The sequence below is a fragment of the Acidisoma sp. C75 genome (assembly GCF_054665095.1).
This window is the reverse complement of record NZ_BAAFHD010000012.1, coordinates 37,917-59,958: the sequence shown is the minus strand read 5'-3', so window position 1 is coordinate 59,958 and position 22,042 is coordinate 37,917. Positions and strand designations below refer to the sequence as shown.

20 protein-coding genes and 2 tRNA genes are annotated in these 22,042 nt (G+C 69.1%); 9 read left to right on the top strand and 13 right to left on the bottom strand.

Features of this window, described 5'->3' with window-relative positions:
* Positions 1-33: 33 nt before the first annotated feature.
* Positions 34-870 (top strand): alpha/beta fold hydrolase, encoded by an 837-nt coding sequence (locus tag ACYQ7X_RS15675; protein ID WP_459698004.1) that lies wholly within the window; start codon positions 34-36, stop codon positions 868-870.
* A gap of 33 nt (positions 871-903) precedes the next feature.
* Here the strand turns inward: ACYQ7X_RS15675 and ACYQ7X_RS15670 are convergent.
* A tRNA-Val gene (locus tag ACYQ7X_RS15670) sits at positions 904-978 on the bottom strand.
* Between the two features lie 209 nt (positions 979-1,187).
* Between ACYQ7X_RS15670 and ACYQ7X_RS15665 the strand changes: the two genes are divergently transcribed.
* The 4 genes from ACYQ7X_RS15665 to rpoH all read left to right on the top strand — a co-directional run bounded on the left by ACYQ7X_RS15665 (position 1,188) and on the right by rpoH (position 4,482).
* Positions 1,188-2,234 (top strand): hypothetical protein, encoded by a 1,047-nt coding sequence (locus ACYQ7X_RS15665; RefSeq protein ID WP_459698003.1) that lies wholly within the window; start codon positions 1,188-1,190, stop codon positions 2,232-2,234.
* 111 nt (positions 2,235-2,345) lie between these two features.
* Entirely contained in the window at positions 2,346-2,657 is a 312-nt protein-coding gene (locus tag ACYQ7X_RS15660; RefSeq protein ID WP_459698002.1) for a hypothetical protein, read from the top strand.
* A gap of 13 nt (positions 2,658-2,670) precedes the next feature.
* Complete coding sequence (locus tag ACYQ7X_RS15655) at positions 2,671-3,240, top strand: hypothetical protein (RefSeq protein ID WP_459698001.1); 570 nt, start codon at positions 2,671-2,673, stop codon at positions 3,238-3,240.
* A 330-nt stretch (positions 3,241-3,570) separates the two neighbouring features.
* The gene (rpoH, locus tag ACYQ7X_RS15650; protein WP_459698000.1) at positions 3,571-4,482 is read left to right on the top strand and encodes an RNA polymerase sigma factor RpoH; all 912 of its coding nucleotides are present in this window, start codon (positions 3,571-3,573) and stop codon (positions 4,480-4,482) included.
* Positions 4,483-4,569: 87 nt separating this feature from the next.
* On the opposite strand, the gene ACYQ7X_RS15645 is transcribed toward rpoH, so the two are convergent.
* The 10 genes from ACYQ7X_RS15645 to ACYQ7X_RS15600 form a co-directional block, all read right to left on the bottom strand.
* Positions 4,570-5,793 carry an MFS transporter gene (locus ACYQ7X_RS15645; protein WP_459697999.1) on the bottom strand — a complete coding sequence of 408 codons (1,224 nt, stop codon included), beginning with the start codon at positions 5,791-5,793 and terminating at the stop codon, positions 4,570-4,572.
* A gap of 115 nt (positions 5,794-5,908) precedes the next feature.
* Positions 5,909-7,345, bottom strand: coding sequence for an MFS transporter (locus ACYQ7X_RS15640; protein ID WP_459697998.1), 1,437 nt, complete (start codon positions 7,343-7,345; stop codon positions 5,909-5,911).
* A gap of 20 nt (positions 7,346-7,365) precedes the next feature.
* Positions 7,366-7,824: a YcgN family cysteine cluster protein gene (locus tag ACYQ7X_RS15635; RefSeq protein ID WP_459697997.1), complete on the bottom strand. Its 459-nt coding sequence runs from the start codon at positions 7,822-7,824 to the stop codon at positions 7,366-7,368.
* Between the two features lie 27 nt (positions 7,825-7,851).
* The gene (gene cdd / locus ACYQ7X_RS15630; RefSeq protein WP_459697996.1) at positions 7,852-8,733 is read right to left on the bottom strand and encodes a cytidine deaminase; all 882 of its coding nucleotides are present in this window, start codon (positions 8,731-8,733) and stop codon (positions 7,852-7,854) included.
* The gene (locus tag ACYQ7X_RS15625) at positions 8,733-9,371 is read right to left on the bottom strand and encodes a PqiC family protein (protein WP_459697995.1); all 639 of its coding nucleotides are present in this window, start codon (positions 9,369-9,371) and stop codon (positions 8,733-8,735) included. Before ACYQ7X_RS15625 ends, cdd begins: the two co-directional genes overlap by 1 nt.
* Positions 9,368-11,095: a PqiB family protein gene (locus ACYQ7X_RS15620; protein ID WP_459697994.1), complete on the bottom strand. Its 1,728-nt coding sequence runs from the start codon at positions 11,093-11,095 to the stop codon at positions 9,368-9,370. Before ACYQ7X_RS15620 ends, ACYQ7X_RS15625 begins: the two co-directional genes overlap by 4 nt.
* Positions 11,092-12,468: a paraquat-inducible protein A gene (locus tag ACYQ7X_RS15615; protein ID WP_459697993.1), complete on the bottom strand. Its 1,377-nt coding sequence runs from the start codon at positions 12,466-12,468 to the stop codon at positions 11,092-11,094. Before ACYQ7X_RS15615 ends, ACYQ7X_RS15620 begins: the two co-directional genes overlap by 4 nt.
* Positions 12,469-12,679: 211 nt before the next feature.
* Positions 12,680-14,011, bottom strand: coding sequence for a class I SAM-dependent RNA methyltransferase (locus tag ACYQ7X_RS15610; RefSeq protein ID WP_459697992.1), 1,332 nt, complete (start codon positions 14,009-14,011; stop codon positions 12,680-12,682).
* 14 nt (positions 14,012-14,025) lie between these two features.
* Positions 14,026-15,768 carry a DEAD/DEAH box helicase gene (locus ACYQ7X_RS15605; RefSeq protein ID WP_459698053.1) on the bottom strand — a complete coding sequence of 581 codons (1,743 nt, stop codon included), beginning with the start codon at positions 15,766-15,768 and terminating at the stop codon, positions 14,026-14,028.
* A 358-nt stretch (positions 15,769-16,126) separates the two neighbouring features.
* Positions 16,127-16,197, bottom strand: a tRNA-Cys gene (locus tag ACYQ7X_RS15600).
* A 135-nt stretch (positions 16,198-16,332) separates the two neighbouring features.
* Between ACYQ7X_RS15600 and ACYQ7X_RS15595 the strand changes: the two genes are divergently transcribed.
* From ACYQ7X_RS15595 to ACYQ7X_RS15580, 4 genes are all read left to right on the top strand, one after another.
* Positions 16,333-17,022 (top strand): protein-L-isoaspartate O-methyltransferase family protein, encoded by a 690-nt coding sequence (locus ACYQ7X_RS15595; RefSeq protein WP_459697991.1) that lies wholly within the window; start codon positions 16,333-16,335, stop codon positions 17,020-17,022.
* A gap of 58 nt (positions 17,023-17,080) precedes the next feature.
* Positions 17,081-17,206, top strand: a complete 126-nt coding sequence (locus ACYQ7X_RS15590) for a hypothetical protein (protein WP_459697990.1) — start codon at positions 17,081-17,083, stop codon at positions 17,204-17,206.
* Positions 17,207-18,649: a TolC family outer membrane protein gene (locus ACYQ7X_RS15585; RefSeq protein ID WP_459697989.1), complete on the top strand. Its 1,443-nt coding sequence runs from the start codon at positions 17,207-17,209 to the stop codon at positions 18,647-18,649.
* Positions 18,650-18,714: 65 nt separating this feature from the next.
* On the top strand, positions 18,715-19,482 hold the full coding sequence (locus ACYQ7X_RS15580) for a DUF2497 domain-containing protein (protein WP_459697988.1): 768 nt from the start codon (positions 18,715-18,717) through the stop codon (positions 19,480-19,482).
* A 194-nt stretch (positions 19,483-19,676) separates the two neighbouring features.
* On the opposite strand, the gene ACYQ7X_RS15575 is transcribed toward ACYQ7X_RS15580, so the two are convergent.
* Both ACYQ7X_RS15575 and tsaD read right to left on the bottom strand, forming a co-directional pair.
* On the bottom strand, positions 19,677-20,768 hold the full coding sequence (locus ACYQ7X_RS15575; protein ID WP_459697987.1) for a L,D-transpeptidase: 1,092 nt from the start codon (positions 20,766-20,768) through the stop codon (positions 19,677-19,679).
* Between the two features lie 155 nt (positions 20,769-20,923).
* The gene (gene tsaD, locus ACYQ7X_RS15570; protein WP_459697986.1) at positions 20,924-22,036 is read right to left on the bottom strand and encodes a tRNA (adenosine(37)-N6)-threonylcarbamoyltransferase complex transferase subunit TsaD; all 1,113 of its coding nucleotides are present in this window, start codon (positions 22,034-22,036) and stop codon (positions 20,924-20,926) included.
* Positions 22,037-22,042: the final 6 nt, after the last annotated feature.

Sequence of the window (22,042 nt, the reverse complement as noted above, 5' to 3'; positions counted from 1 at the left end):
ACGCTTCCGCCTTCACACAAGCGGGATCATGCCATGCCCTTCGTCACCACGCCGGACGGGACCGAGATTTTCTATAAGGATTGGGGCCCGCCGAACGCGCAGCCGATCATGTTCCATCACGGCTGGCCGCTCTCCTCCGATGATTGGGACGCGCAGATGCTGTTCTTCGTGCAGCACGGCTACCGCGTCGTCGCGCACGACCGGCGCGGCCATGGCCGCTCCGCCCAGGTGCCGACGGGCCATACGATGGACCAATATGCCGCGGATGCCGCCGCTGTCGCCCGCCACCTCGATCTGCGCGGCGCCGTCCATATCGGCCACTCCACCGGCGGCGGCGAGGTTGCCCGCTATGTCGCGGCCTATGGGGAGCCGGATGGGCGGGTCGCCAAGGCCGTGCTCGTCAGCGCCGTGCCGCCGTTGATGGTGCAGACCGAGACGAACCCGGACGGCCTGCCGATCGCGGTGTTCGATGGGCTTCGCCAGGCGCTCGCGGCCAATCGCGCGCAGTTCTTTCTCGATGTTCCCTCCGGCCCGTTCTACGGCTTCAACCGCCCGGGTGCGACGGTGCATCAGGGGGTGATCCGCAACTGGTGGCGCCAAGGGATGATGGGCAGCGCGCTCGCCCATTACCACGGCATCGCCGCCTTCTCCGAAACCGACCAGACCGAGGATCTCAAAAGCATCAAGGTGCCGACCCTGGTGCTGCATGGCGAGGATGATCAGATCGTGCCGATCGGAGCTTCGGCGATGAAGTCGATCGGCCTGCTCGCCGCCGGCCGGCTGCGCACCTATCCGGGCCTCTCGCATGGCATGCTGACGGTCAATGCCGATATGCTGAACGCCGATCTCCTCGCCTTCGTGCGGGAGTGACGGGGAGATTATCGGGGGTAACGCGGCGGGGACTGGTGGGTGCGACAGGGATTGAACCTGTGACCCCCGCCGTGTGAAGGCGATGCTCTACCGCTGAGCTACGCACCCAGTCCGCCGGCGTCGCGGTTCTCTAGGGAATTCCGCGGCGCACGGCAAGCCCCCCGCGTGGCGGGCTGAACGCCGCCCGGTCTTGGCTGCCATGCCGCGTTGGCGCGGAAGGCCGCCTCTGCTAGAGCGCTCTCGCGCGAGCCAGCGCCGGCGCCGCCTTCCGGGGGCGAGGCGGGTGCTGCGATGCGGCCAGGTTGAGGTGCGAGACGATGCTCAAGGTCCATGGCCACGACTTGCGGTGGCAAAACACCACCGTCCCGCCCGGTGCGCGCGCGAGCGGCATTTTCGGGCTCGGGCTGCTCCTCGCCTGGTTCTTTTTCGTCTGGCTGCTGTCCCGCCAGCCGGGCTTCGCGGCGGCCAGTGCGGCCGCGCCGAGCCTGCTGCGCTTCGTGATCGACAAAGGCTTCTATGCCACCGATCTCGGCGTGATCCTGCTCGCCTTCCTGGCCTTTCATGCCCAGCGGGATCTGCGGCTCGGCTGGGATGGGGGGGCGGCACGGCGGATGTATCTGCGCCTGCTCCCGCCCTTCCTCGCCTATCTGGTGCTGAGCCTGGTGGCCTTCGAACTCGCGGCGCTCTTCACCGCCGGCCACTTCGCGAACCCCTGGGTGAGTCCGGTCTATGGCCCTCTCTTTCGGCCGATGCTCGTCATCGTCATCGGCCTCGCCCTGGTGCCCTTGGCGGTCTGCTGGGCCTGGGTCGCCCTTCTGGATCTCGTCTATTCGGCGTTGCTGGTGATCCTCGTTTATTACGGCACCTGCTTCTATTTCGGAGCGCAGAAGCTCGCCTGGCTGTGGTCGGTGCATCTGCCGGTCGCTTTCCTGCTCGGCATCACCTGCTGCTCTCTCTTCTTCCGCGCCGGCCAATATCTCTCGGCGGTGCGCGGCCCGATGGTGCTCATCGGCTGGTTCGCGCTCGTCGGCGGCGCGATCCTCGGCGGCCCCTTCCTGTTCTATCTCGGCTTTGTGATGATCCTCGCCGGCGCCGCGATGAACGAGCGGCTGGAACCCGGGATCGCCGAGGCGCCGCTGCGCGGCTGGGGGCGGACGGCGCTTGGCCTGATGCTCGCGACACCCGCCGTGCTGACGCTCTGGGATGGGATGGCAGGCCGGCTCGGCCTGCCGCTCGGGGCCGCGGCGCTGCTGCTCGCGCTCATGGCGCAGGTGCTCGGCCTCGTCTTCTACCTGCTGGCTGAGCCGGCGCTCGCGCCGCTCGTCCGCGGCCGGCTGCTGCCGCCCGGCCAGGCCGGAGCCTGAAGCGCCATAAAGAGGCGGCCCGGGCCGAGAAAGAGCATTGCGATCACGAGGGGCTCTCCCAAATGATCGGAAGCGTCATGATTTGGGCGGACAAGGGCGGGGAGGCTGAGGATGCGGGGCGAACAGAACGGCAGTGCGGGCGAGCATGCGCGGGCGGTGGCCGAGGATATCGCGGCGCTGAAGGAGGATGTGGCCGAGCTGATCCGCCAGATGCGCGATAGCGCCCGGCGGGAGGCGAGCCGCGTGAGCCAGGACGCGGCCGATACGCTGAGCGACAAGGCGGCCGATCTCTACGAGACGGTCTCCGATACCGGGCGGCGCTCGGCCGATGCGCTGGGCGCGCGGATGGAGGAGAAGCCGCTGACGACGCTGCTGATCGCCTTCGCCGCCGGCTTCGTCTTCAGCAAGCTTCTCACCCGTTAGGCGGCCCGGCGGTATGTCAGGGGAAATGCTGCGGCTCGCGCGGATCGCGTTCGAGCTCGCCTTCAATCCGGCCCGCCTCGCCGATGCGGCGGCGAGCCAGGCCAAGCGCATGCTGGTCTTCGCGATCGCGGGGACGGCAGCAGGTTTCGTGCTGTTGCCGGCGCTCGGCTGCGCGGCGGCGGGCTTGTGGATTTTCGTGCAGCATCGGCTGGGGCCGGTCTGGGCCGCCTTCATCACCGCCGCGGCGCTCGCCATCATCGCGATCATCATCCTGCTCGCCGGCCTGCTGGCGATGCGCGAGCGGGGCGGAGCGCGCAGGCGGCATCTGGCCGAGCGGCAGGGCGGCGGTGGGCCGCGGCCGCTCGATCAGCTTGGCGCCGTGCTGCCGGCGCTGATCGGCTTCCTCGCCGCACGGCGGGAAGCGGCCGCCGAGCGCGGCAAGGCGGCGGCGTCCGATGTGCGCGCGCGGAGCCACGGCTTCTTCGCTCGCCATAAAGGGGCTTTCGTGCTGGCCGCGCTGGCCGCGGGCCTTGTCCTCGGCCAGGATATCCTGCGGCCGCGCCGCCGCCCCCGGCGGGATTGAGCCGCGCGCGGCCGGGCCCGGCCGCCATACGCGGCGGGCATAGCGGCCAAGCCTCGTCCCGATTTTCCTTCACCCAAGAAGCGCGCGCGGCTAATCTGTCGCACGCGATCGAAATCGGTCTCTCACGGTGCGCTTGTCGTCTGGGCCGGAGGCCAGGCGGCGAGTGTTACATTCCGTGATCACCAAACGGTTACTGCCAGTTCTGGGGTAATCGCCGGCTCGTGAAGAGACGAGTGTTTTGTGATCGTTCATATTTTCGGTCAAGCACTGCGACCGAACAGAGACGAGGTGGCGCCGATCTCGGGCCACCTTCGCAGAAAGGAGTCTTTGATGGCCCTTGGCATGATCAATCTCGCCCCCGAAGGCAACCTCTCGCGTTACCTTCAGGAAATCCGCAAGTTCCCGATGTTGACGGCGGAGGAGGAGCTGAGCCTTTCGAAGGCCTGGCGGGACAATGGCGACGTGGAGGCGGCGCATAAGCTTGTCACCTCCCATCTGCGGCTCGTGGCGAAGATCGCCATGGGCTACCGTGGCTACGGCTTGCCGATTGGGGAATTGGTGAGCGAAGGCAATGTCGGCATGATGCAGGCGGTGAAGCGGTTCGACCCGGATCGCGGCTTCCGCCTCGCCACCTATGCGATGTGGTGGATCCGCGCCGCTATTCAGGAGTACATCCTGCATAGCTGGTCGCTGGTGAAGATGGGAACCACGGCGGCGCAGAAGAAGCTGTTCTTCAACCTGCGGCGGCTCAAGGGCCAGATGCAGGCGATTGAGGACGGCGATCTGCGGCCGGAGCAGGTGGCCGAGATCGCCCGCTTGCTCGACGTGCCGGAGCAGGATGTGGTGAGCATGAACCGCCGCCTCTCCGCGCCGGACCATAGCCTCAACGCCCCAGTGCGCAGCGATAGCGAGGGCGAGTGGCAGGACTGGCTGGTGGATGAGCGGGACAGCCAGGAATCGACGATCGCCGATCATGAGGAAATGACCGACCGGCGGGCGCTGCTGGCGACTGCGCTCAAGACCCTCAACGAGCGGGAGCGGCATATCCTGATCGAGCGGCGGCTGAAGGACGACCCGACGACGCTTGAGGATCTTTCCCAGCAATACCGCATCTCGCGCGAGCGGGTGCGGCAGATCGAGGTCCGCGCCTTCGAGAAGCTGCAGAAGTCGATGAAGACGCAGGTGACGGACCGGCGCCAGCGGATCACGGGCGAGAATCCCGGCCTGCTCGCCGCCGCCTGAGGCTGACCGGGCCGTACCGGCCGACGCCAAAAAGGCCAGCCCCCAGATCGGGGGCTGGTCTTTTTGTTTGCGCGCTGCGCCGGCGGTTCAGCCGGCGCTGCCGCCCGCGATCGTCTCCGCCCCCTGGCGGAGCAGCGCCCGCCGCGCCGCCCGGCGCTTCTGGGCGCGGCGTTCCAGCCAGACGGCGAGGAGCATGGCGGCGAGCGCGGTGAGGCTGAAGGCGCTGCCGACCCAGGGCAGATCGGCATAGCCGATTCCGGCCGAGACGAGCACGCCGCCGATCGAGGCGCCGAGCGCATTGCCGAGGTTGAAGGCGCTCTGATTGAGGGTGGAGGCGAGGCTCGGCGCCGCGCGCCCCTGGTCCACCACCCGCATCTGCAAAGGCGCGCCGACGCCGAAGGCGAGCGCGCCCCAGACCATCATCGTGATGACGGCGGGGATAGGGCTCGCGCTGGTGACGGTGAAGAGCGCCTGCACCAGGATCAGCACGCAGAGCATGATGATGATCGCCGTCATCAGCCGCCAATCGGCCGCCCGGCCGCCCGCGAGATTGCCGAGCGTGATGCCGACGCCGAAGAGCAGCAGGGCGATCGAGACGCCATGCGGGCTGATGCCGGTCACGTGTTCCAGGAGCGGCGTGATATAGGTGAAGACCGAGAAGAGCGCCGCCGAGCAGAGCACGCTGCCGGCCATGGCGAGCAGCACCTGCGGATGGCTGATCGCCATGATCTCGCGCCGCAAGCGCGGGCGGCGGCCCTGCCGCACCTCCGGCACCCAGATCAGCAGGGCGATGAAGGCAAGGGCGCCGATGCCGCAGACTGCCCAGAAGGTCATCCGCCAGCCATAGGCCTGGCCGAGCAGGGTGCCGGCGGGAACGCCGAGCACATTGGCGAGCGTGAGGCCGGAGAACATCAGCGAGATTGCCATGGCGCGCTTGTGCCGCGGCACCACCTCGGCGGCAACGATGGCGCCGATGCCAAAGAAGGTGCCATGCGCGAGCGCGGTGAAAACCCGCGCGGCGAGCAGAGCATCATAGCTTCCCGCCAGCGCGCAGAGGCCGTTGCCGAGGATGAAGATGATCATCAAGGCCAGGAGCGATTTGCGGCGAGGGAAGCGGCCCATGAGGATCGCCATGATCGGCGAGCCGATCGTGACCGAGAGGGCGTAGCCCGAGACCAGCTGCCCTGCCTGCGGGATCGACACGCCGAGGCTGCGCCCGATCTCCGGCAGCAGGCCCATGATGACGAACTCGGTGGTGCCGATGCCAAAGGCGGCGGCGGCCAAAGCGAGCAGGGCAGGGGATAGGAACAAGGTGCGGCTCCGCGACGAATGTGCTCTTCTAGCGGCGCAAGATGGCAGGAGCGAGGCGTTTTTTGCATCTGCGAAGAGCCTGGGCGTGGCCCGCCCGGCCTGGCCGGGCGCCGCCTCAGGCGCGGCCCCGGCCCTCGCGCTTGACCCGGTGGCGGAGCCGCAGCGCGATGCCGAAGGCGGCGAAGCCGGGCACCGCCGCCACCGCGAAGCACCAGAGGGCGGCGCGCAGCACGATCTGCTCCGAGACGCCCGCGGCGAGGCCCGCGGCATTCGCCGTGATGCCGCCCAGGGCGGCGCCGATGGCAAGCCCGGTCGAGAGGATGCCGGGCAGCATGGCCGAGGCGCGATCCCGCTCGGCGGGTTCTGCCGTCCCCGTCATCACCGTCTGGCTGAGAAAGCCCCAGGCGAGGCCGTAGCCGGTGCCGATGATCGCCTGGCTCGCCAGCAGCAGCCCGAGGCTCAGCCGATCCATGGCGAGCCAGCCGAGCAGCAGGCCGAGGGCGAGCAGCGCCGGCCCGCCCCAGAGGAAACCCGGGGCGCGTCGCGCCGCGGCACGGCTGACGACGAGGCCGACCGCCCCCCAGGCGGCGACCATCGCGGCCCCGAGGATCGCGGCGGGCAGCGGGCCATAGCCCCAGAGCCGCTCGATGAAGAGAATGAGGTAGGTCGCGGGGCCGGTATGGGCTGCCGGCATCAGCAGCACCACCCAGAAGGCGAGGCCGGCGCCTGTCTGCCAGGAGAAGGCGCCGCGCGGCAGCAGGCGGTTTGCGGCGGCGAGATCGCGCCGGGCGATCAGCGCGAGCCAGGCGAGGGCGGCCGCCGCGCTCAGGAGCCGCGCCCAGAGCGCGCCTTCGATCGCGGCGAGGGAGAGCAGCAGGATCCCGCCCGCGACGCCTGCCAGCCGGGCGATCGGCAGGCGGCCGAGGGCGCTGCGGCCGCGGCCATCGCCCATCACCGCCAGGCCGCCACGCCGCGGGATGACCGACCAGACGAGCGCCATGAAGATCAGGATCGGCGGCACTTCCACGAGGAAGGCGGCGCGCCAGGACACCGCCTGGGTGAGATAGCCGCCGACGATCGGCCCGGCGAGCGCGCCGGCCGCCCAGATTACCGCTTCGAGGCCGAAGACGGCCGGGATCGCAGCGGCCGGGAAGATCTCCGGGATCAGGATGTAGGTGAGGCCGGAAACCGCGCCTTCGCCGAGCCCTTGCGCCACGCGGCCGCCGAGCAGCACCCAGATATCGGGGGCGAAGCCGCAGGCGAGGCTGCCCAGCAGGAAGGTCAGCGCCGCGCCTTGCAGCGCCGCCCCGGTGCCGAGGCGCCATTTCAGCGGCGAGGCAAGGATGCCCGCGATGATCGCGGCGATGAGGTAGAAGGTGAAGCCCCAGCTCATCAGGTCGAGATGGCCGAGCCCCTGCACCGCCGAGGGCATGGCGGCGGAGACGAGGAAGGCGGCGAAGGCGGAGAGCGCCGAGCCGAGGCCGAAGATCGCCAGATAGGGCGCGTAGGGCGGGGCGAGCAGCCCGCGCCAGCCGAGGCTATGCGAGGTCATGAGGGTGGCGCCTGCGGCCCTCAGCCGCGGCGGGCGCGCACCGCGCGGCCCGGCCATTCGACGATATGATGCTCGAGCGGCCCAGCCTCGCGCTCGTCGATCACTCGTCCGGCGGCGGAAGCGCCGGAGGTGATCACCGTCTCCGCGGTGCCGCTGACGAGCGGGTGCCAGGCCGGCAGATCCTTGCCCTCGGCGAGCCGGCGATAGGCGCAGGAGGGCGGCAGCCAGTCGATCTCGGCAAGCGCCGCCGGGGTCAGCTGCACGCAATCGGGCACCTTGGCGAAGCGGCCGGGGTAATCGCGGCAGCGGCAGGTCTCGGTATCCAGCAGCCGGCAGGCGACATTGGTGAAGGAGAGCGCCTCCGTCTCCTCGTCGCGCAGCTTGTGCAGGCAGCAGCGGCCGCACCCGTCGCAGAGCGATTCCCACTCTGCCGCGCTCATCGCCGCCAGCGGCTTGGTTTTCCAGAAAGGCTTCGTCATCCTCTGCCTATAGCAGAGACCGCGGCTTCAGGAGGAGGTACGCCGGCGCCAGGACACCCGTTCAAGCAATGCGCCCGGCGCAATGATCGAGAGAAGCCGCGCGGTCGGCGCGGCGTAGCAGAAGGTGCCGTTCTCCAGCGCGCCGATCAGCCCGCTTTCGATCGCCCCATAGCTATGCCCTTCGGCCAGCAGGTTGATGAGCGCGGCCTGCAGGGGCGGCAGGCCGGGATTGTAGGCGGCACTTTCGATGGCCGAGCCGGTGATGACGGTGCCGCCGCTGAGACGCAGCGCGACCGCGGTGGGTGCGCCGCTATAGGGGGTGTGCGACAGCTCACCCGCGGTGATGAGGGCATCGAGCGCCACGGGCTCCGTCAGCCCGAGATCCTCGGCGGGTTCGAGTGCGAAGCGCCAGCGCCGCTCCGCCCAGGGCCTGCCGAGATCGCGCGGGCCGAAGCCGAGGGGCAGCAGATCGGTGAGGTCGAGCGGGCCGAATTCCGGATCCAGAATGGCAAGCCCGGCACCGCCTGCGAATTCGTTCATGAACTGCCGGCAATGGCCGCAGGGCCGGGCGGAGACCGCCATGCGCTCGATCGTGAGGCCGAGGTGGAAGGCGCGGGAGAAGAGGAACTGCTCGGCATGGATGGTATCGCCCGGCACGCCCGACGGAAATTCGACGTTGGCGCCGAGTAGCAGATCGCCGGTTTCCTGCGCGCGGCCGACGGCGCCGACATGGAAGTGCGAAATCGGCGCCCGGGCCATCGTCTGGGCGACCGGCAGCAGCGCCGTCATCAAGGCGTCGCTATCGGCGAGGCCCGCCTCCGCCTGGAGCAGGTCGGCCGCCGCAGCCGGCAGGATCGCGCCTTTGGTGAGGGATTGCTGCGCCCGCGCGAGGAAGTTTTCCCGCTCCATCAGAGCCCGCCTTGAGCCTTCGCCGAGCCCGGCGGCCGGGCTGCCCAGCTTTGCACCACAAAGGCCGCGATATCATTGGCGGCCTCGCCCCAGAGCTTGCTCATCCCGCCGACGATGGCGCTGACGAGAGGCCCATCGGCCGGCGCCGCATAGTGCAGGCTGCGCGTCGCCAGCAGCGCGAGGCTCACGCCATCCCGCAGGCCCACTTGCAGGGTGAGCACCATCTGCCCGTTCGGGTCCGGGTCGAAGCGCAGCACATTGGTCTCCAGCAGAAGGTCGGCGCTCGGGCCGATCGAGCCGCCGGCGCCGAGCACGGTGGTGCCCGGCAGCCGGGCGGTGAGATCCTCGACCATCGCCGCTTCCAGCATCTGTGCCAGGGGTTCCGCCCAGAGGTCATTCTGATGGATGTCGAGCTGGTAGCCGATCGCCTTCTTCACGATGCCCTGGCGGTCGAGATAGCCCGGGATGCTGATGCTCCGCACTTCGAGGCGGGGCGGCCCGCCGGTAAGCGCCGGGCCAGGCACGGCGCCGATCCGGTAGTAGTTGGGGTTGGGCGAGGTGCAGCCGGCCAGCGCGGCGAGCGCGAGCGGGCCGAGCCCCAGCATGGCGAGGAGGTCTCTGCGGCGAGGGGCGCTCATTGTCCACCTGTGGCTTTGCCGGTACGGCCGAGGATGAGGGCTTCGGGATGGCGGTTGAGGAAATCGGCCAGCTGCTTCACGGCGCGGAGCGCCCCATCCGCCTGCTGCATGAGCCCGGCGAGGCTCCGCTGGAAATCCGAATCATTGCCGTAGGAGCGGCTGAGCTGGCCGATGGCGAGATTGGCGCCTGCCAGCGTGCGGTCGAGATTGGCCGTCATCGCGGGCAGTTGCTTGAGCGCGGGGGTCAGGCCCCGATTGGTGTTCTGCACCAGTTGCTGGACGCTCGCGAGCGTCTTGGAGAGATTGGCGAGCGCCGATTTCACCTCAGACCCGCCAAGCGTCTCGTTCGAGGTCTGCAGCAGCTTGTTGAGATTGGCGCCGATCTCGCCGAAGGGAATGGCCGAGACCTTGGCCAGGATGGTGGAGGCGGTGGCAAAGGGATCCGCCCCGCCTTCGAGCGAGGGCAGCACATAAGCATCGCCCTCGCGGGTGATGGTCTCGTGCTTGCCCGTCGGGTCCATGGTGAGGGTCATCTCCTTCTGGCCGGTGATGAAGCTGCTGGTGGCGAGCGAGACGCGCATGCCGTTATCCACCAGCCGTTGCAGCACGCTGCCGGGATCGAGCGATTTGGGGAAATCGCTGGTGTTGAACACCCGCTCGGGCTGCAATTCGGCCGAGACGCGCACGCGCGTGGTGCCCTGGAGCGGGTCGATCAGCAGTTTCACATCCGTCACCTCGCCCACCTGCATGCCGAAGATCGTGACCGGCGTGCCGCGCATGATCCCGGCAACCGAGCTGTGGAAATAGGCGATGATCGGGATCTTCTGCAGGTAGCCGGCCGATTCGGCATCCTGGCGGTTGCGGAAGAGGTGGAAGGTCGCGTTGTTCGGGCTCGGCGCCTCGCGCACCGCATCTGCCGGCAGATCGAAGGTGACGCCGCCGGCGATCAGCGCCTCGACCGATTGGAACTCCACATGAAAGCCGCCATTGCCGACGCCGAGGGTGATGCCCGAGGAATCCCAGAAATGGCTCTGCGGCTTGACGAGCTTGTTGTAGGGCGCGCGCACGAAGATATTGATCGTCACCGGGCCGATGCCGTCCCCCAGATCGTAGCCGAGCACCTCGCCCACGATGACATCGCGATAGAAGACCGGCGAGCCGGAGGAGAGCGAGCCCACACTCGCCGCCCGCAGCACGTAGGTGCTTCCCGGCTCGTCCGAGCGGACGCCGGGCGGCTCTTCCAACCCCTTGAAATGCAGATCCTCCCGCCCGCCGGGCGGCCCTGGATCGACGCCGATATAGGCGCCCGAGACCAGGGTATCGAGGCCCGAGAGGTTGGTGACGGAGAGGCGCGGCCGCACCACCCAGAAGCGGGCATGGTCGGTGAGGAAGCGGGCGCCGAGATGGTTCATCCGCACCCGCACGATGACGTGGCTGTTGTCCGCCGAGAGGTCGATGCTCTCGACCGTGCCGAGCGTCACCGCCTTGTACTTCACCTGGGTCTGGCCGGCGGCGATGCCCTGGCCGTTGTTGAAGGTGATGGTGACGAGCGGCCCCTGCTGCATGACGGTGCGATAGCCGAGATAGATCGCGATCACCGCGGCGAGGATCGGAATGATCCAGACGAAGCTGAAGCGGCGCTGCCGGATATGCACGGGCGGCGGCGGCATCTGCGGCTGGGGCGGGGCTTCGTCCACCGAGGGCGGGCGGTCCGGATCGGTCATCGGGAGGCGTCCTTGGCGCCGGGGAGAAAGGCGGGGCCGGCGGGCCGCGCGGCGGCGGCCAGGCGGCGGCCGCTCGCCCTGTCCCACATCACGCGCGGATCGAAGACGATCACCGCGATCATGGTGAGGATGACGACGGCGGCGAAGCAGGGCGCACCGACCTGGGCCTGGATTTCGGCGACCTGGCCAAACTGCACCAGCGCCACCAGGATCGAGACCATGAAGATGTCGATCATCGACCAGCGGCCGATGAAATCGATGATGCGGAAGGCGCGGGTGCGGCCGAGGAGATGGCCCTTGGCGCCGCGCATGGTCGAGATGAGCAGGTAGCCGAGGGTCACGAGCTTGGCGAGCGGGATCGTGATGCTGGCGAGGAAGACGAGGGCGGCGAGCGGCCATAGCCCATAGGCGACGAGTTCGCGGATCCCGGCGAAGATCGTGAAGCTCTGCGTGCGGCCAAGCTGGGTGATCGTCATCACCGGGTAGATATTGGCCGGAATATAGAGGCAGAGGGCGGCGACGATGAAGGCCCAGCTGCGGGTGATCGGCTCGGGCTTGCGGGGGCGGAGCGGCGTCGCGCAGCGGAGGCAGGGGGCGCCCGGCTCGTCATGATTGATGAGATAGCAGGTGTGGCAGCCGATCACCGCCGGATGCCGCTCCTCCTGCGTATCCACCGTCTCGTAGCGGATTTCGGGATGCCGCCGCAGGTAGCGGATATCGGCCGCCGTCTCCGCCCGGTCGAGCGCACGCCACACGGCTTCATGGTCGAGCGCGCCATCGGCCGCCGCCATCGAGACCATGAGGCCGATCAGCGCGTAGAGCGAGGTATCGAGCTCGACATGGGCGATCGCGGTAAGCCGGGTATAGGCGACGAGAAAGCCGAGGAGATAGACGTCGATCATCGCCCAGGGGGTGATCCGCTCATACCAGCGGAAGAGCGCGATCGAGAGGCGGGGCGAGACGAGGCCGGTCTCGATGCCGATGAGCGTGACCAGCAGGATGCCGAGCTTGATCCCCGGCGCGATGGCGGTGACGCCCATGACGAGGATGCCGAGGAGGAGGAAGCCCTGCGCCATCAACTGATCCGGCCCGGTTTCCAGCCGCGCGAGCTGGAACCGCCCGTAGGAGGAGATTTCGAGGAAGGGCGCGATGAGGGCGAAGGCGTAGAAGAGCGTCGCCGCCAGGGCGCAGGCGATCGGGAAGCTGAAGGGCGCGCGCCGCATGCGCCAGAGCGCGCGGCCGCAGCGCGGACATTCCGCGACATGCCCCGGCTGCGGATCGGGGAGCGAGGATAGAAGCCCGCAATCGGGGCATTCCCGCCAGTGATGCAGCCGGAAGACGGCGCCGGCTTCCTTCACCTCCCGCTCTGGCATGCTTCTCTTTCGGGCAGCGGAGACATCCTGGGCTGGCGGGCCGCGAGGCCCTGGGGGAGAGGGGATGGGATAGGATAGGATAGAGGCGGCACGGCCCGCGGCCGGTTCCTCACCCTACGGCCATCGCTATGCCGCAGCGCGAGATATAGGCCGCATCTGAAAGCGCCAAGGGCTGCGCGTCAATCGGCTTCGCGCGAAAATGACCGTTCGGTCAGCGCGGCGGGCGGGCGCGGCTGCGCGGCGGTGCCGGGCGGGTGAAGCAGACGACTGATTCGAGCCGCGCCGACCATAGGAACTGGTCGATCGGCTGGGCGGAGGCCAGCGCGAAGCCGGCACGGCGCAGCACCGCCGCATCCCGCGCCAGCGCCTGGGGATTGCAGCTGACATAGATCACATGCGTCGCGGCGGAAGCGGCGATCGCCTCGATCTGCGGGCCGGCGCCGGCGAAGGGCGGATCGAGCAGGATGCAGGCGGCCTCGGCGAGTTCGGGCGGGCCAAGCGGGCGGCGGATGAGATCCCGCCGCTCGGCGATGATGCGCCCATGCAGGCCGGCTGCGGCGGCCGCCTTTTGCAGCGCGAGGACGGCAGGGCCATCGCCTTCGAAAGCCGCGACCCGCGCGCGGGCGGCGAGCGGGAAGGTGAGGGTGCCGCAGCCGGCATGCAGTTCGATGATCCGGTCTTTCGGGCGGAGCTTGGCCGGCAGGGCGGCAAGCACCGCTGCCACGATCGCCGCTTCGCCCTCCGCCGTCGCCTGGAGGAAGGCGCCGGGCGGCACGGATACGGCGACGCCGCCCAAGGCGATGCGCGGCTCGCTCAACTGCGCCGCGATTTCGATCGGGCCATCGCCCTCCGCCCAGGCGATGCGGGCGATCCCCTCGCTTTCGGCGAAAGCGGCGAGCAGTCGGCGATCTCCCGGCGTCAGCACCCCATCAGTGCGGAGCAGCAGATCGGGGCCGGTATCGAGCAGGTTGATGGCGCAGCTGGCATCGCGCTTGAGCCCCTGGATGCGCGGCAGGAGGGAGGCGAGGGGGCCGAGCAGGGCGACGAGGCGCGGGGCGGTGACGGGGCAGAGGCCGATCGTCACGATCTCGTCGCTGCGCAGGCGGTGGAAGCCCAGCGCCACGATGCCGGCCTGCTTGCGGATGGCGAGGTCGATGCGGCGGCGGGTACCGGCGGGCGAGGTGCTGAGCGGGCCGGGCGGGGGGTGGGCGAAACCCGCCTCCGCCAGAGCCGCGGCGAGCAGCCCGACCTTCCAGCGGCCGATCGCGTCGTTCTGCCAATGCTGCAAGGTGCATCCACCGCAGGCACCGAAATGCGGGCAGGCGGGGGCGGCGCGCTCGGCGCTCGGCTCCAGGATGGTCTCGGCAAGCCCCGCGAGGCCGCTGCCGCGGCGCCCGAGCGGACGCGCCTCCACCGTCTCGCCCGGCAGGGTGAAGGGCAGGAAGAGCGGCCGGCCATCGGCCAGCCGCGCGATGCCATCGGCATCCGCGCCCATCGTCTCGATCCGGGCTGTCAGCCTGGGCGGGTCAGCGGCTAGTGCCATCGGCGCGGGCGGCCTCAGCCGAGGTCGTCCTCATCGGCGCCGGCGCGTGTCCTCAGCGCCTCGCTGGCGAAGGCTTCGCTCTCCTCGGCATGGGGAACGAAATCCGGCGCGTCCAGGCTTTCCACGCCTTGGCTGCGGCGGCGGACCAGCATGAAGGCCGGGATCTCGGCCCCGAAGCCGATCACCGGGCTGCCGCTGTCGCGATCGCGATCGCGCTCACGATCCTGCGGGCCGCGGGCGGTGCGGCGCGGCTCCTCAGCCGCGCGTGGGGCGGGGGCTTCTGCCGCAGCCGGCTGCTTCGCCTTGGCAGGCTGGCGCGGCGCGCGGCGCGACTGTTCGGCTGCCTTGTCCTTCTCGCCGCGTCCTTCGGTCTCGCCGCGTGCCTGGTTCTCGCTCCGCTGGGCGGGCTTGGCCTCGCCGCGCGGCTTTTCCTTTCCCTTGTTCCGGCCACGGCCGCGGCGGCCATGCGCGTCTCCTTCCTCGGAGAAGGCGAGCGGCTCGAAACCCTCGACCGTGACGACGGGGATCTCTCTGCCGGTGAGCTTGACGATGGCGGCGACCGCTTCGCTCTGGTCCGGCGTCGCGATGGTGAACGCGCGGCCCTCGCGCCCGGCCCGGCCGGTGCGACCGATGCGATGCACGTAATCTTCGGAGTGGTGCGGCACGTCGAAATTGAAGACGTGGGAGAGGCCGCCGATATCGATCCCGCGGCCGGCGACATCCGAGCAGACAAGCAGTTGCAACTCGCCCGCGCGGAATTTCTCGAGCGTCGCGAAGCGCGCGGATTGCGGCATGTCGCCATGCAGCGCACCGGCGCTGAAGCCGTGTCGCTGGAGCGACTTGTGGAGAATATCCACATCCCGCTTGCGATTGCAGAAGATGAGGGCGTTCTGCACTTCCTCGGCGCGGATCAGCCGGCGGAGCGCGCGCCGCTTGTCCGCTTCCGCGACGATGACGAGCCCGCTCGTGATCGTGGTGGCGACTGAGGAGGGCGCCGAGGTCTTGATCTCCTTGGGGTTCTGCAGGAAGGCCTCGGCCAGCCTGCGGATCTCCTTCGCCATGGTGGCGCTGAAGAGCAGCGTCTGCCGGTTGCTCGGCAACAGCGAGACGATCCGTTCGACATCGGGGATGAAGCCCATGTCGAGCATGCGGTCCGCCTCATCGATGACGAGGATGCGGGTGTCGCTGAGCAGCAGGCCGCCACGCTCGAAGAGATCGATCAGCCGCCCAGGCGTCGCGATCAGCACATCGACGCCGCGCATGAGCACTTCCTTCTGATCGGACATGCTTTCGCCGCCGATCAGAAGCGCGTGGTTGAGCTTCAGATATTTGCCGTACTGAAGAAAGTTTTCCGCGACCTGCAGCGCGAGTTCGCGCGTCGGCTCAAGGATGAGGCTGCGCGGCATGCGCGCCCGCGCCCGCGAGCCGGAGAGGATTTCGCACATCGGCAGGGTGAAGCCCGCGGTCTTGCCGGTGCCGGTCTGCGCGACGCCGAGAACATCGCGGCCTTGCAGCACGATGGGGATCGCCTGCTCCTGGATCGGCGTCGGGTATTTATAGCCTTTCTCTTCGATCGCGCGGAGGAGATCGGCGGAGAGATGCAGATCGGCGAAGGTCATGCGCGGGGCTTCGGCCTCGGCGGCCGGTGGCGCTTCTGCCGGGGCATCGCCCACCGTCGCCGCGTCACCTGGCGCGACGGAAGGAGGAGCGGCGTCAACCATGCCGGGAGGCGCGGCCTCGGGCGCGGCCGCCGGCATGGCGCGTTCGGAGGCGGCCGGCTCCTGCGCCGCTGCCTGATCGGAATACTCGTTTTGGGCGGCCTCGGCTGCCGCCTTGGCTTGTGCGTCGGCTGAGGACGCGGCTTGCGAAGACAAAGAGGAAATGATCCCGTAGTGGACTTGCCAATGGACCGTGCGCCCTGAGCCGAAGGGGCCCGGCGAACGGTTCGATAAGATGCGGCGCTGCCTCCGCTTGCGATAAGGTTGGGCATCGCACAACGTTCGGGCCGGCCGCAACAGCGCGGATATCGCCGCGCGAGCCGAGCAAAGTCAATGAGTTTTCTCAGTGGATCCGGCCGTGCGCCGCAAGGCAGCCCGGCGGGCGGGCGGTCGCTCAAGGTCCCGCCCGGAATTGAACCGGGGTTCACGGATTTGCAGTCCGTTGCATCACCACTCTGCCACGGGACCAGCGAGAGCCCGCGCTACATGCGCGAGGCCGGGCGCGAGGTCAAGCGTCGCGGTCTGCGGCCAGCGATGTCCTGCCTGCTTGGCGCAGCGCAGCGGCATCGCTATGCTCCCGCGAGCTTTCGTGATGCGGTGGGGATGATGGTTCAGTCTGCTCTTTCTTTCGCAAGCGCGCGGCAGTTCATGGTGGACAGCCAATTGCGCCCGAACAGGGTGGTCCACGCCGCCGTGCTGGAGGCGATGCGCCGCATTCCGCGTGAGATCTTCCTGCCGCCCACTGCCTTTTCGGTCGCCTATGCCGATCAGGACGTGTCGCTCGGCGGCGGCCGCGTGCTGATGGCGCCGCTCGCTTTCGCCCAGCTTGCCCAGGCGCTCGATCCGCGCGAGGGCGAGCGCATTCTCGTGGTCGGCGCCGGCTGCGGCTATGGCGCGGCGGTGCTCGCCGCCTGCGGCGCGCGGGTGACGGCGCTTGAAGCCGATGCCGGCTTGGTCGCGGCGGCGCGTGCCGGCTGCCGGGCGGCGGGCCTCGATGTGGCGCTACAGGAAGGCGCGCTCGCGGGCGGCATTCCGGGCGCCCAGCGATGGGACGCGATCCTTATCGAAGGCATGGTCGATGCCGTTCCGCCGCAATTTGCCGCCCAGTTGCGGCTGCATGGCGGGCGGCTCGTCACCGTGCGCCGCCAGGCGGGCGTCGGCGGTGGCGGGCAGCCGACGGGGGTTGCCGTGCGGGCTGAGCCGCAGGGGGAGAGCTTCGTCGTCCGCCCGCTCTTCGACTGTCAGACCGCGCCGCTGCCCGGCTTCGAGCGGGAGCTGGAGTTCCAGTTCTGACAGAGAGAGTTAGGGCCTGCGCCCTCACCGCGTCGCCGCGCCGCGTAAAGAATTGGCCTTGGCGGCTGATTTCGTGGCAAAGGCCATGAGCGAAATGGTGGGCTGGCTTCGGCCCGGTCCGCGCCGGATGATCCTGCTGCATCCTTGCACCGGCAAGGCGGCATCGAAGATTGGAATGGAATAGATGGTGTCACGCATTGGCATTCTGATCGGCCTCGGCCTTGTCGTCTTCGCGGGGCCCGCTTCGGCGCAGACCTTGAAGCAGGCCTTCGCCGCGGCCTACGCCAATAACCCGACCCTGCAGGCCGAACGCGCCAATCTGCGCGCGACCGACGAATATGTGCCGCAGGCACTGTCCGGCTGGAAGCCGACGGTGACCGTGCAAGGCAGCGCCGGCTATACCCAGGGCAATCTCTCCACCGCGGCCCAGAGTTTTCTGGGTACCAGCGCGAATGTCACGACCTCGGAGAATCGTGATCTGGCGAGCGTGCAGGGCACCATCACCGAGAATATCTACAATGGCGGCGGCACGCGGGCCGCGGTCGCCCAGGCCAAGGCCAAGGTGCAGGCAGAACGCGCCAATCTGATCAATATCGAGCAGCAGGTCTTCCAGAACGTGGTAAGCGCCTATGTCGGCGTGATTCAGGACCAGCAGCTTCTCTCCCTCGCCATCAACAATGCCAACGTCCTCAAGGAGCAGTTGAAAGCGACGCAGGATCGCTTCGCGGTGGGTGAGATCACTCGCACCGATGTGGCGCAGAGCGAAAGCGCGCTCGCCCAGGCGGAAGCGGAGGTGCAGACGGCGCAAGGCAATCTCAAGAGCGCGGAAGCGACCTTCGTGGCGGTGATCGGCCTGCGGCCGCAGCATCTCACGCCGCCGCAGCCGCTCAGCCTGCCGGTGCAGACCAAGGCTGAGGTGGAGGCGCTTGCGGCGCACAACAACCCATCGGTGGTGCAGGCGCAGTTCACGCAGGCGGCGGCCGCGGACAATGTGGATGTCGCCTGGAGCAAGCTGATGCCGCAGCTCTCCCTGCAGGGGGTGATCTACAAGGATATCAATCAGGCGCAGCGGGACTACGTGCAGAACGGGGCCGAGGTGCTAGCCAACCTCACCGTGCCGATCTACCAGGGCGGTACGGAATACGCGACCATCCGCCAGGCAGTGCAGCAACGGGAATATGCCCGCCAGCAGTTTGAGCTGCAGCGGCGTACGGCGGTGCAGAATGCCGAGCAGTATTGGGAAACCCTGGTCGCCACCCGCGCCACGATCACCAGCACCCGGGCCGAGATTGCGGCCAACCAGATCGCGCTCGACGGCACCGAGCGGGAGGCCATCGTCGGTTCCCGCACAACGCTCGACGTGCTGAACGCCCAGCAGCTGCTGCTGCAATCGGAAGTGACGCTGGTGCAGAACCTCGCCAATCTGGTGATCGCCTCGTACAACGTGGCGGCCGCCACCGGCCGCTTCACCGCGCGCGATATCGGCCTCAACGTTCCGATGTACGACGATAACGCCTATTACAACGCCGTGAAGAATGCCTGGTTCGGCACCGGTGACCCGACGGCGAATACGCCGGGCGATGCCAATGGCAGCCCGGCCGACAATCTCAGCAACAACAACCAGTAAGCAGGGCAGGCGCTGGGGGTGATCCGCCGGGCGGCGCCCCCACTGCGTGGGAGAGGCTGAAGGCCATGACCGTGACGCCCGAGCGCCCGCATCAGACGGGCGGGCAAGACCAGGATCCTTCGATGGACGAGATCCTCGCCTCCATTCGCCGCATCATGCTGGAGGAGCAGTCGCGCTTCCAGGCAGGGCAGCCCGCGCCTCTGCCGCCAGCCACGGTCTCCCGGGTGGCAGCGGAGGACGATGCGGCTGTGCCGCCCGTTCTGCTGCTCGATGAAAGCATGGCCGTCAGCAGTGCCGGCGACGACGGGGCCCCCTTGCGCACGCCTCCGCCTGCGGCCGAAGCCGCGGCCGAGGCCAGGATGCCGCCGCCCGAACGGTTTTCCGGCGTGTCGCTCGCCTTCGACCTGCCGGGCTTCAGCCTCGCCGCCGAGCCCGATGCCTATCCGTCCGGCGGCCCGCCGCCGCAGCCGCCGCTGGCCGTGACCATGGTGGAAATCCCGCCGAGCGCACCGCCGAGCCTGCCCGAGGGCAGCGGCCCGGCCGAAGGAGAGGAAGGAATGTCCGGTCTTACGCAGAAACAGGTTGAGGAGTTGCTGGCGCCGGCGGTGGCCGCGGCCGCAAGCTCATCGGTGGAAGCGCTGCTCCGCCGTCTCGAAGCGGAGCGCCAGGCCAGCCTACAGATAACCACCACCGGCAGCATCACGCTGGAAGAGGCGGTGCGGAGCGAATTGCGGCCGATGCTCAAGGCCTGGCTCGACGAGCACCTGGCCGACATCGTGGAACGCGTGGTGAAAGCCGAAATCGCCCGGCTGACCTTCCGTCATACGCCCTGACTGCCGTCTCGCCGCCCTCTCTCCGTCACCCGCGGATTTATTTCGTGCGCCGAGCCGCCACCGAAGGCGTCTGCTCTCGGTCGTGCGGTGGATGCGCGCCGCAAGTCCGCGCCTGCTGAGGCTCCGTGGACGACGCTGGTGCGCGCAGCACCTCCCAACCGCCAGAGGGCCCCGCGCGGGTGGGCCGGGGCGCCTCAGTCGCTCAACGCAACCGAGCTTGCCGGGGGCAGGGGCTTGGCCCAGGGTTCCGAACTATCGACAACGATCACCGCATCGCCGGCGAGCGGCGTCGGCTGCAGTTGCGGCGAGAGCAGCGCCCGGTAGCCGGCGTCGGTGGCGCCCAGCCGCTCGATATCAGCGTCGATGATGCCATGGCGATCGAGAAACCGGTTGAGGGCGGCCGGAATGCGGATGCAGCCTTCCGAATCGGCGCTGCCGAGCCGCTGCGCGAGCACTGCCGGATCGGTCGCATGCATCTCCACCCGCACCTGCATGGTCGCGCCCGGGGTTCGCCAATCCTCACTGGTCTGCCAGCCGAAATCCCAAACCCGCATGCCCTTCACGCCGAGCCCACGGATGTGGTTCTGGTTGTAGGTGCCTTGGGCGCGGTAGCCGAGTTCCGAACCGTCGTTCAACAGCACGCCCACCGGCGTCTTGAAATGCTCGCGCCGCCCCGGCTTGCCGGTGGAAACCGGCCGGGTGCCAAGGATCGTCCAAGGCGCATCGGGCTGCGCGAGGGCAAGGGAGAGCGTCTGCCCTTGCCGTGCGCGATCGACGATGAGGACGAATTGCGGGCGGCGGATGATGAGGTGGCCCGCTTCCGCCATGCGCTGGGCGAGGCCAATGAGCAGCGCCTGCCTCGGCGGCGATAGCTGGATCGGCTGTGGCACGGTGTCCGCCATCGCGATCCGTATCTCGGCCTCCGCGACCGCGACGGCGGTGGGCGTGAGAGCGGGTGCGCCCGCCGCGGGCGTCGCGGGATTAGGCACGACATAGCCCGTGCGGCGGACGAGCCCGGCGAAACCCACGCCGCGCATCGCCTGCGAGCCATCTCCCACCAGGGCCGGGGGGATGGGCGTCGCACCCGGTGCCGGTGCTACCGGCGCGGGGGGCGGGGGCGTCGGGAAGGAGGGGGACATGGGCGCGCTGCGCCGGCCGAAGAGTGTGTCCATCACGTCGCTGGTGCTGCTGAGATTGACATCGGCATTGCAGCCAGCCAGCGCCAGCAGAGCCGCCATCGCGAGGCCACGGCGCAACGACACGACAGGGCGGAGGCGGCGGAGCATGCAGGGCGGCCTTTCGCGCGCGGAGAGTAACAAACGCCTGAGCTTAAAACACAATTCTATTAATTCTAAGCAACGTTTCTGGTTCGTTTGGGGGCTCCCCGTCACGTTTCCGCCATCGCCTGCAGCGGTTCGAGACGCCGCATCGTCCGATCGGCTCAGGCTTCCGCCGGCAGCCCTGGCGCTGGCGGTGTGCCCGGCGTCTCCAGTTCCGCGAGCGGCCAGCGCGGCCGTGGCCGAATATCCCGCCCATCCTCGGCGAGGCCCACGCGCAGCCGCTCGATCGCCGCCCAGCCGATCATTACCGCATTGTCGCCGCAGTAGCGGAGCGGCGGGGCGGCAAGCGGCAGCCCCCGGCGCGCCGCCACGCTTTCGAGCGCGCGGCGAATGGCGCCATTGGCCGCGACACCGCCGGCCACCACCATCAGCCGCGCTTCGGGCATCAGGGCGAGAGCGCTCGCCGCGCGATCGGCCAACACATCGACGACGGCCGCCTGAAAGCTCGCCGCGATATCGGCCGCTTGGCGATACGGCAGTGGCCCCGGTGGCAGGGTGGCAACATGTTGGGCGACCGCGGTTTTGAGCCCTGAGAAGCTGAAATCGCAGCCCGCGCGCCCGAGCATCGGCCGCGGCAGGGCCAGTGCCGTCGTATCCCCCGTCTCGGCCAGCCGTTCCAGCGCCGGGCCGCCCGGCAGCCGCAGGCCGAGCAGCTTCGCCGCCTTGTCGAAAGCTTCGCCGACCGCATCGTCGATGGTGCCGCCGAGCCGCCGGTAGCGGCCGACGCCCTCCACCGCGATGCACTGGCAATGCCCGCCGGAGAGCAGCAGGAGCAAATACGGGAAGGGGGCTCCGCCGGGCAGCAGACCGGGCAGCCGTGCTGTCAGCGCATGGCCTTCGAGATGGTTGACGGCGACGAAGGGACGCCCGGCGGCCAGCGCCAGGCCTTTGCCGAAGCCCGCGCCGACCAGCAACCCACCGATGAGGCCCGGCCCGGTGGTCGCGGCGACCGCGCCAAGGCCTGCGGGGGTGAGCGCGGCTTCCGCCAGCAGGCCCGCCACCATTGCCGGCAGATGCGCGAGATGCGCACGGGCGGCGATTTCGGGCACCACGCCGCCGAAGGGCGCATGCTCGGCGAACTGGCTGAGCACGCGCTCGCCGATCACCCGGCCATCGGGCGCCAGAAGGGCGGCGGCGGTTTCGTCGCAGGAGGATTCGATCGCCAGAACGGGGCCTGCCGACTTCCCGTTCCATTCAAGGCCGATGTGCAGCACGGTGGT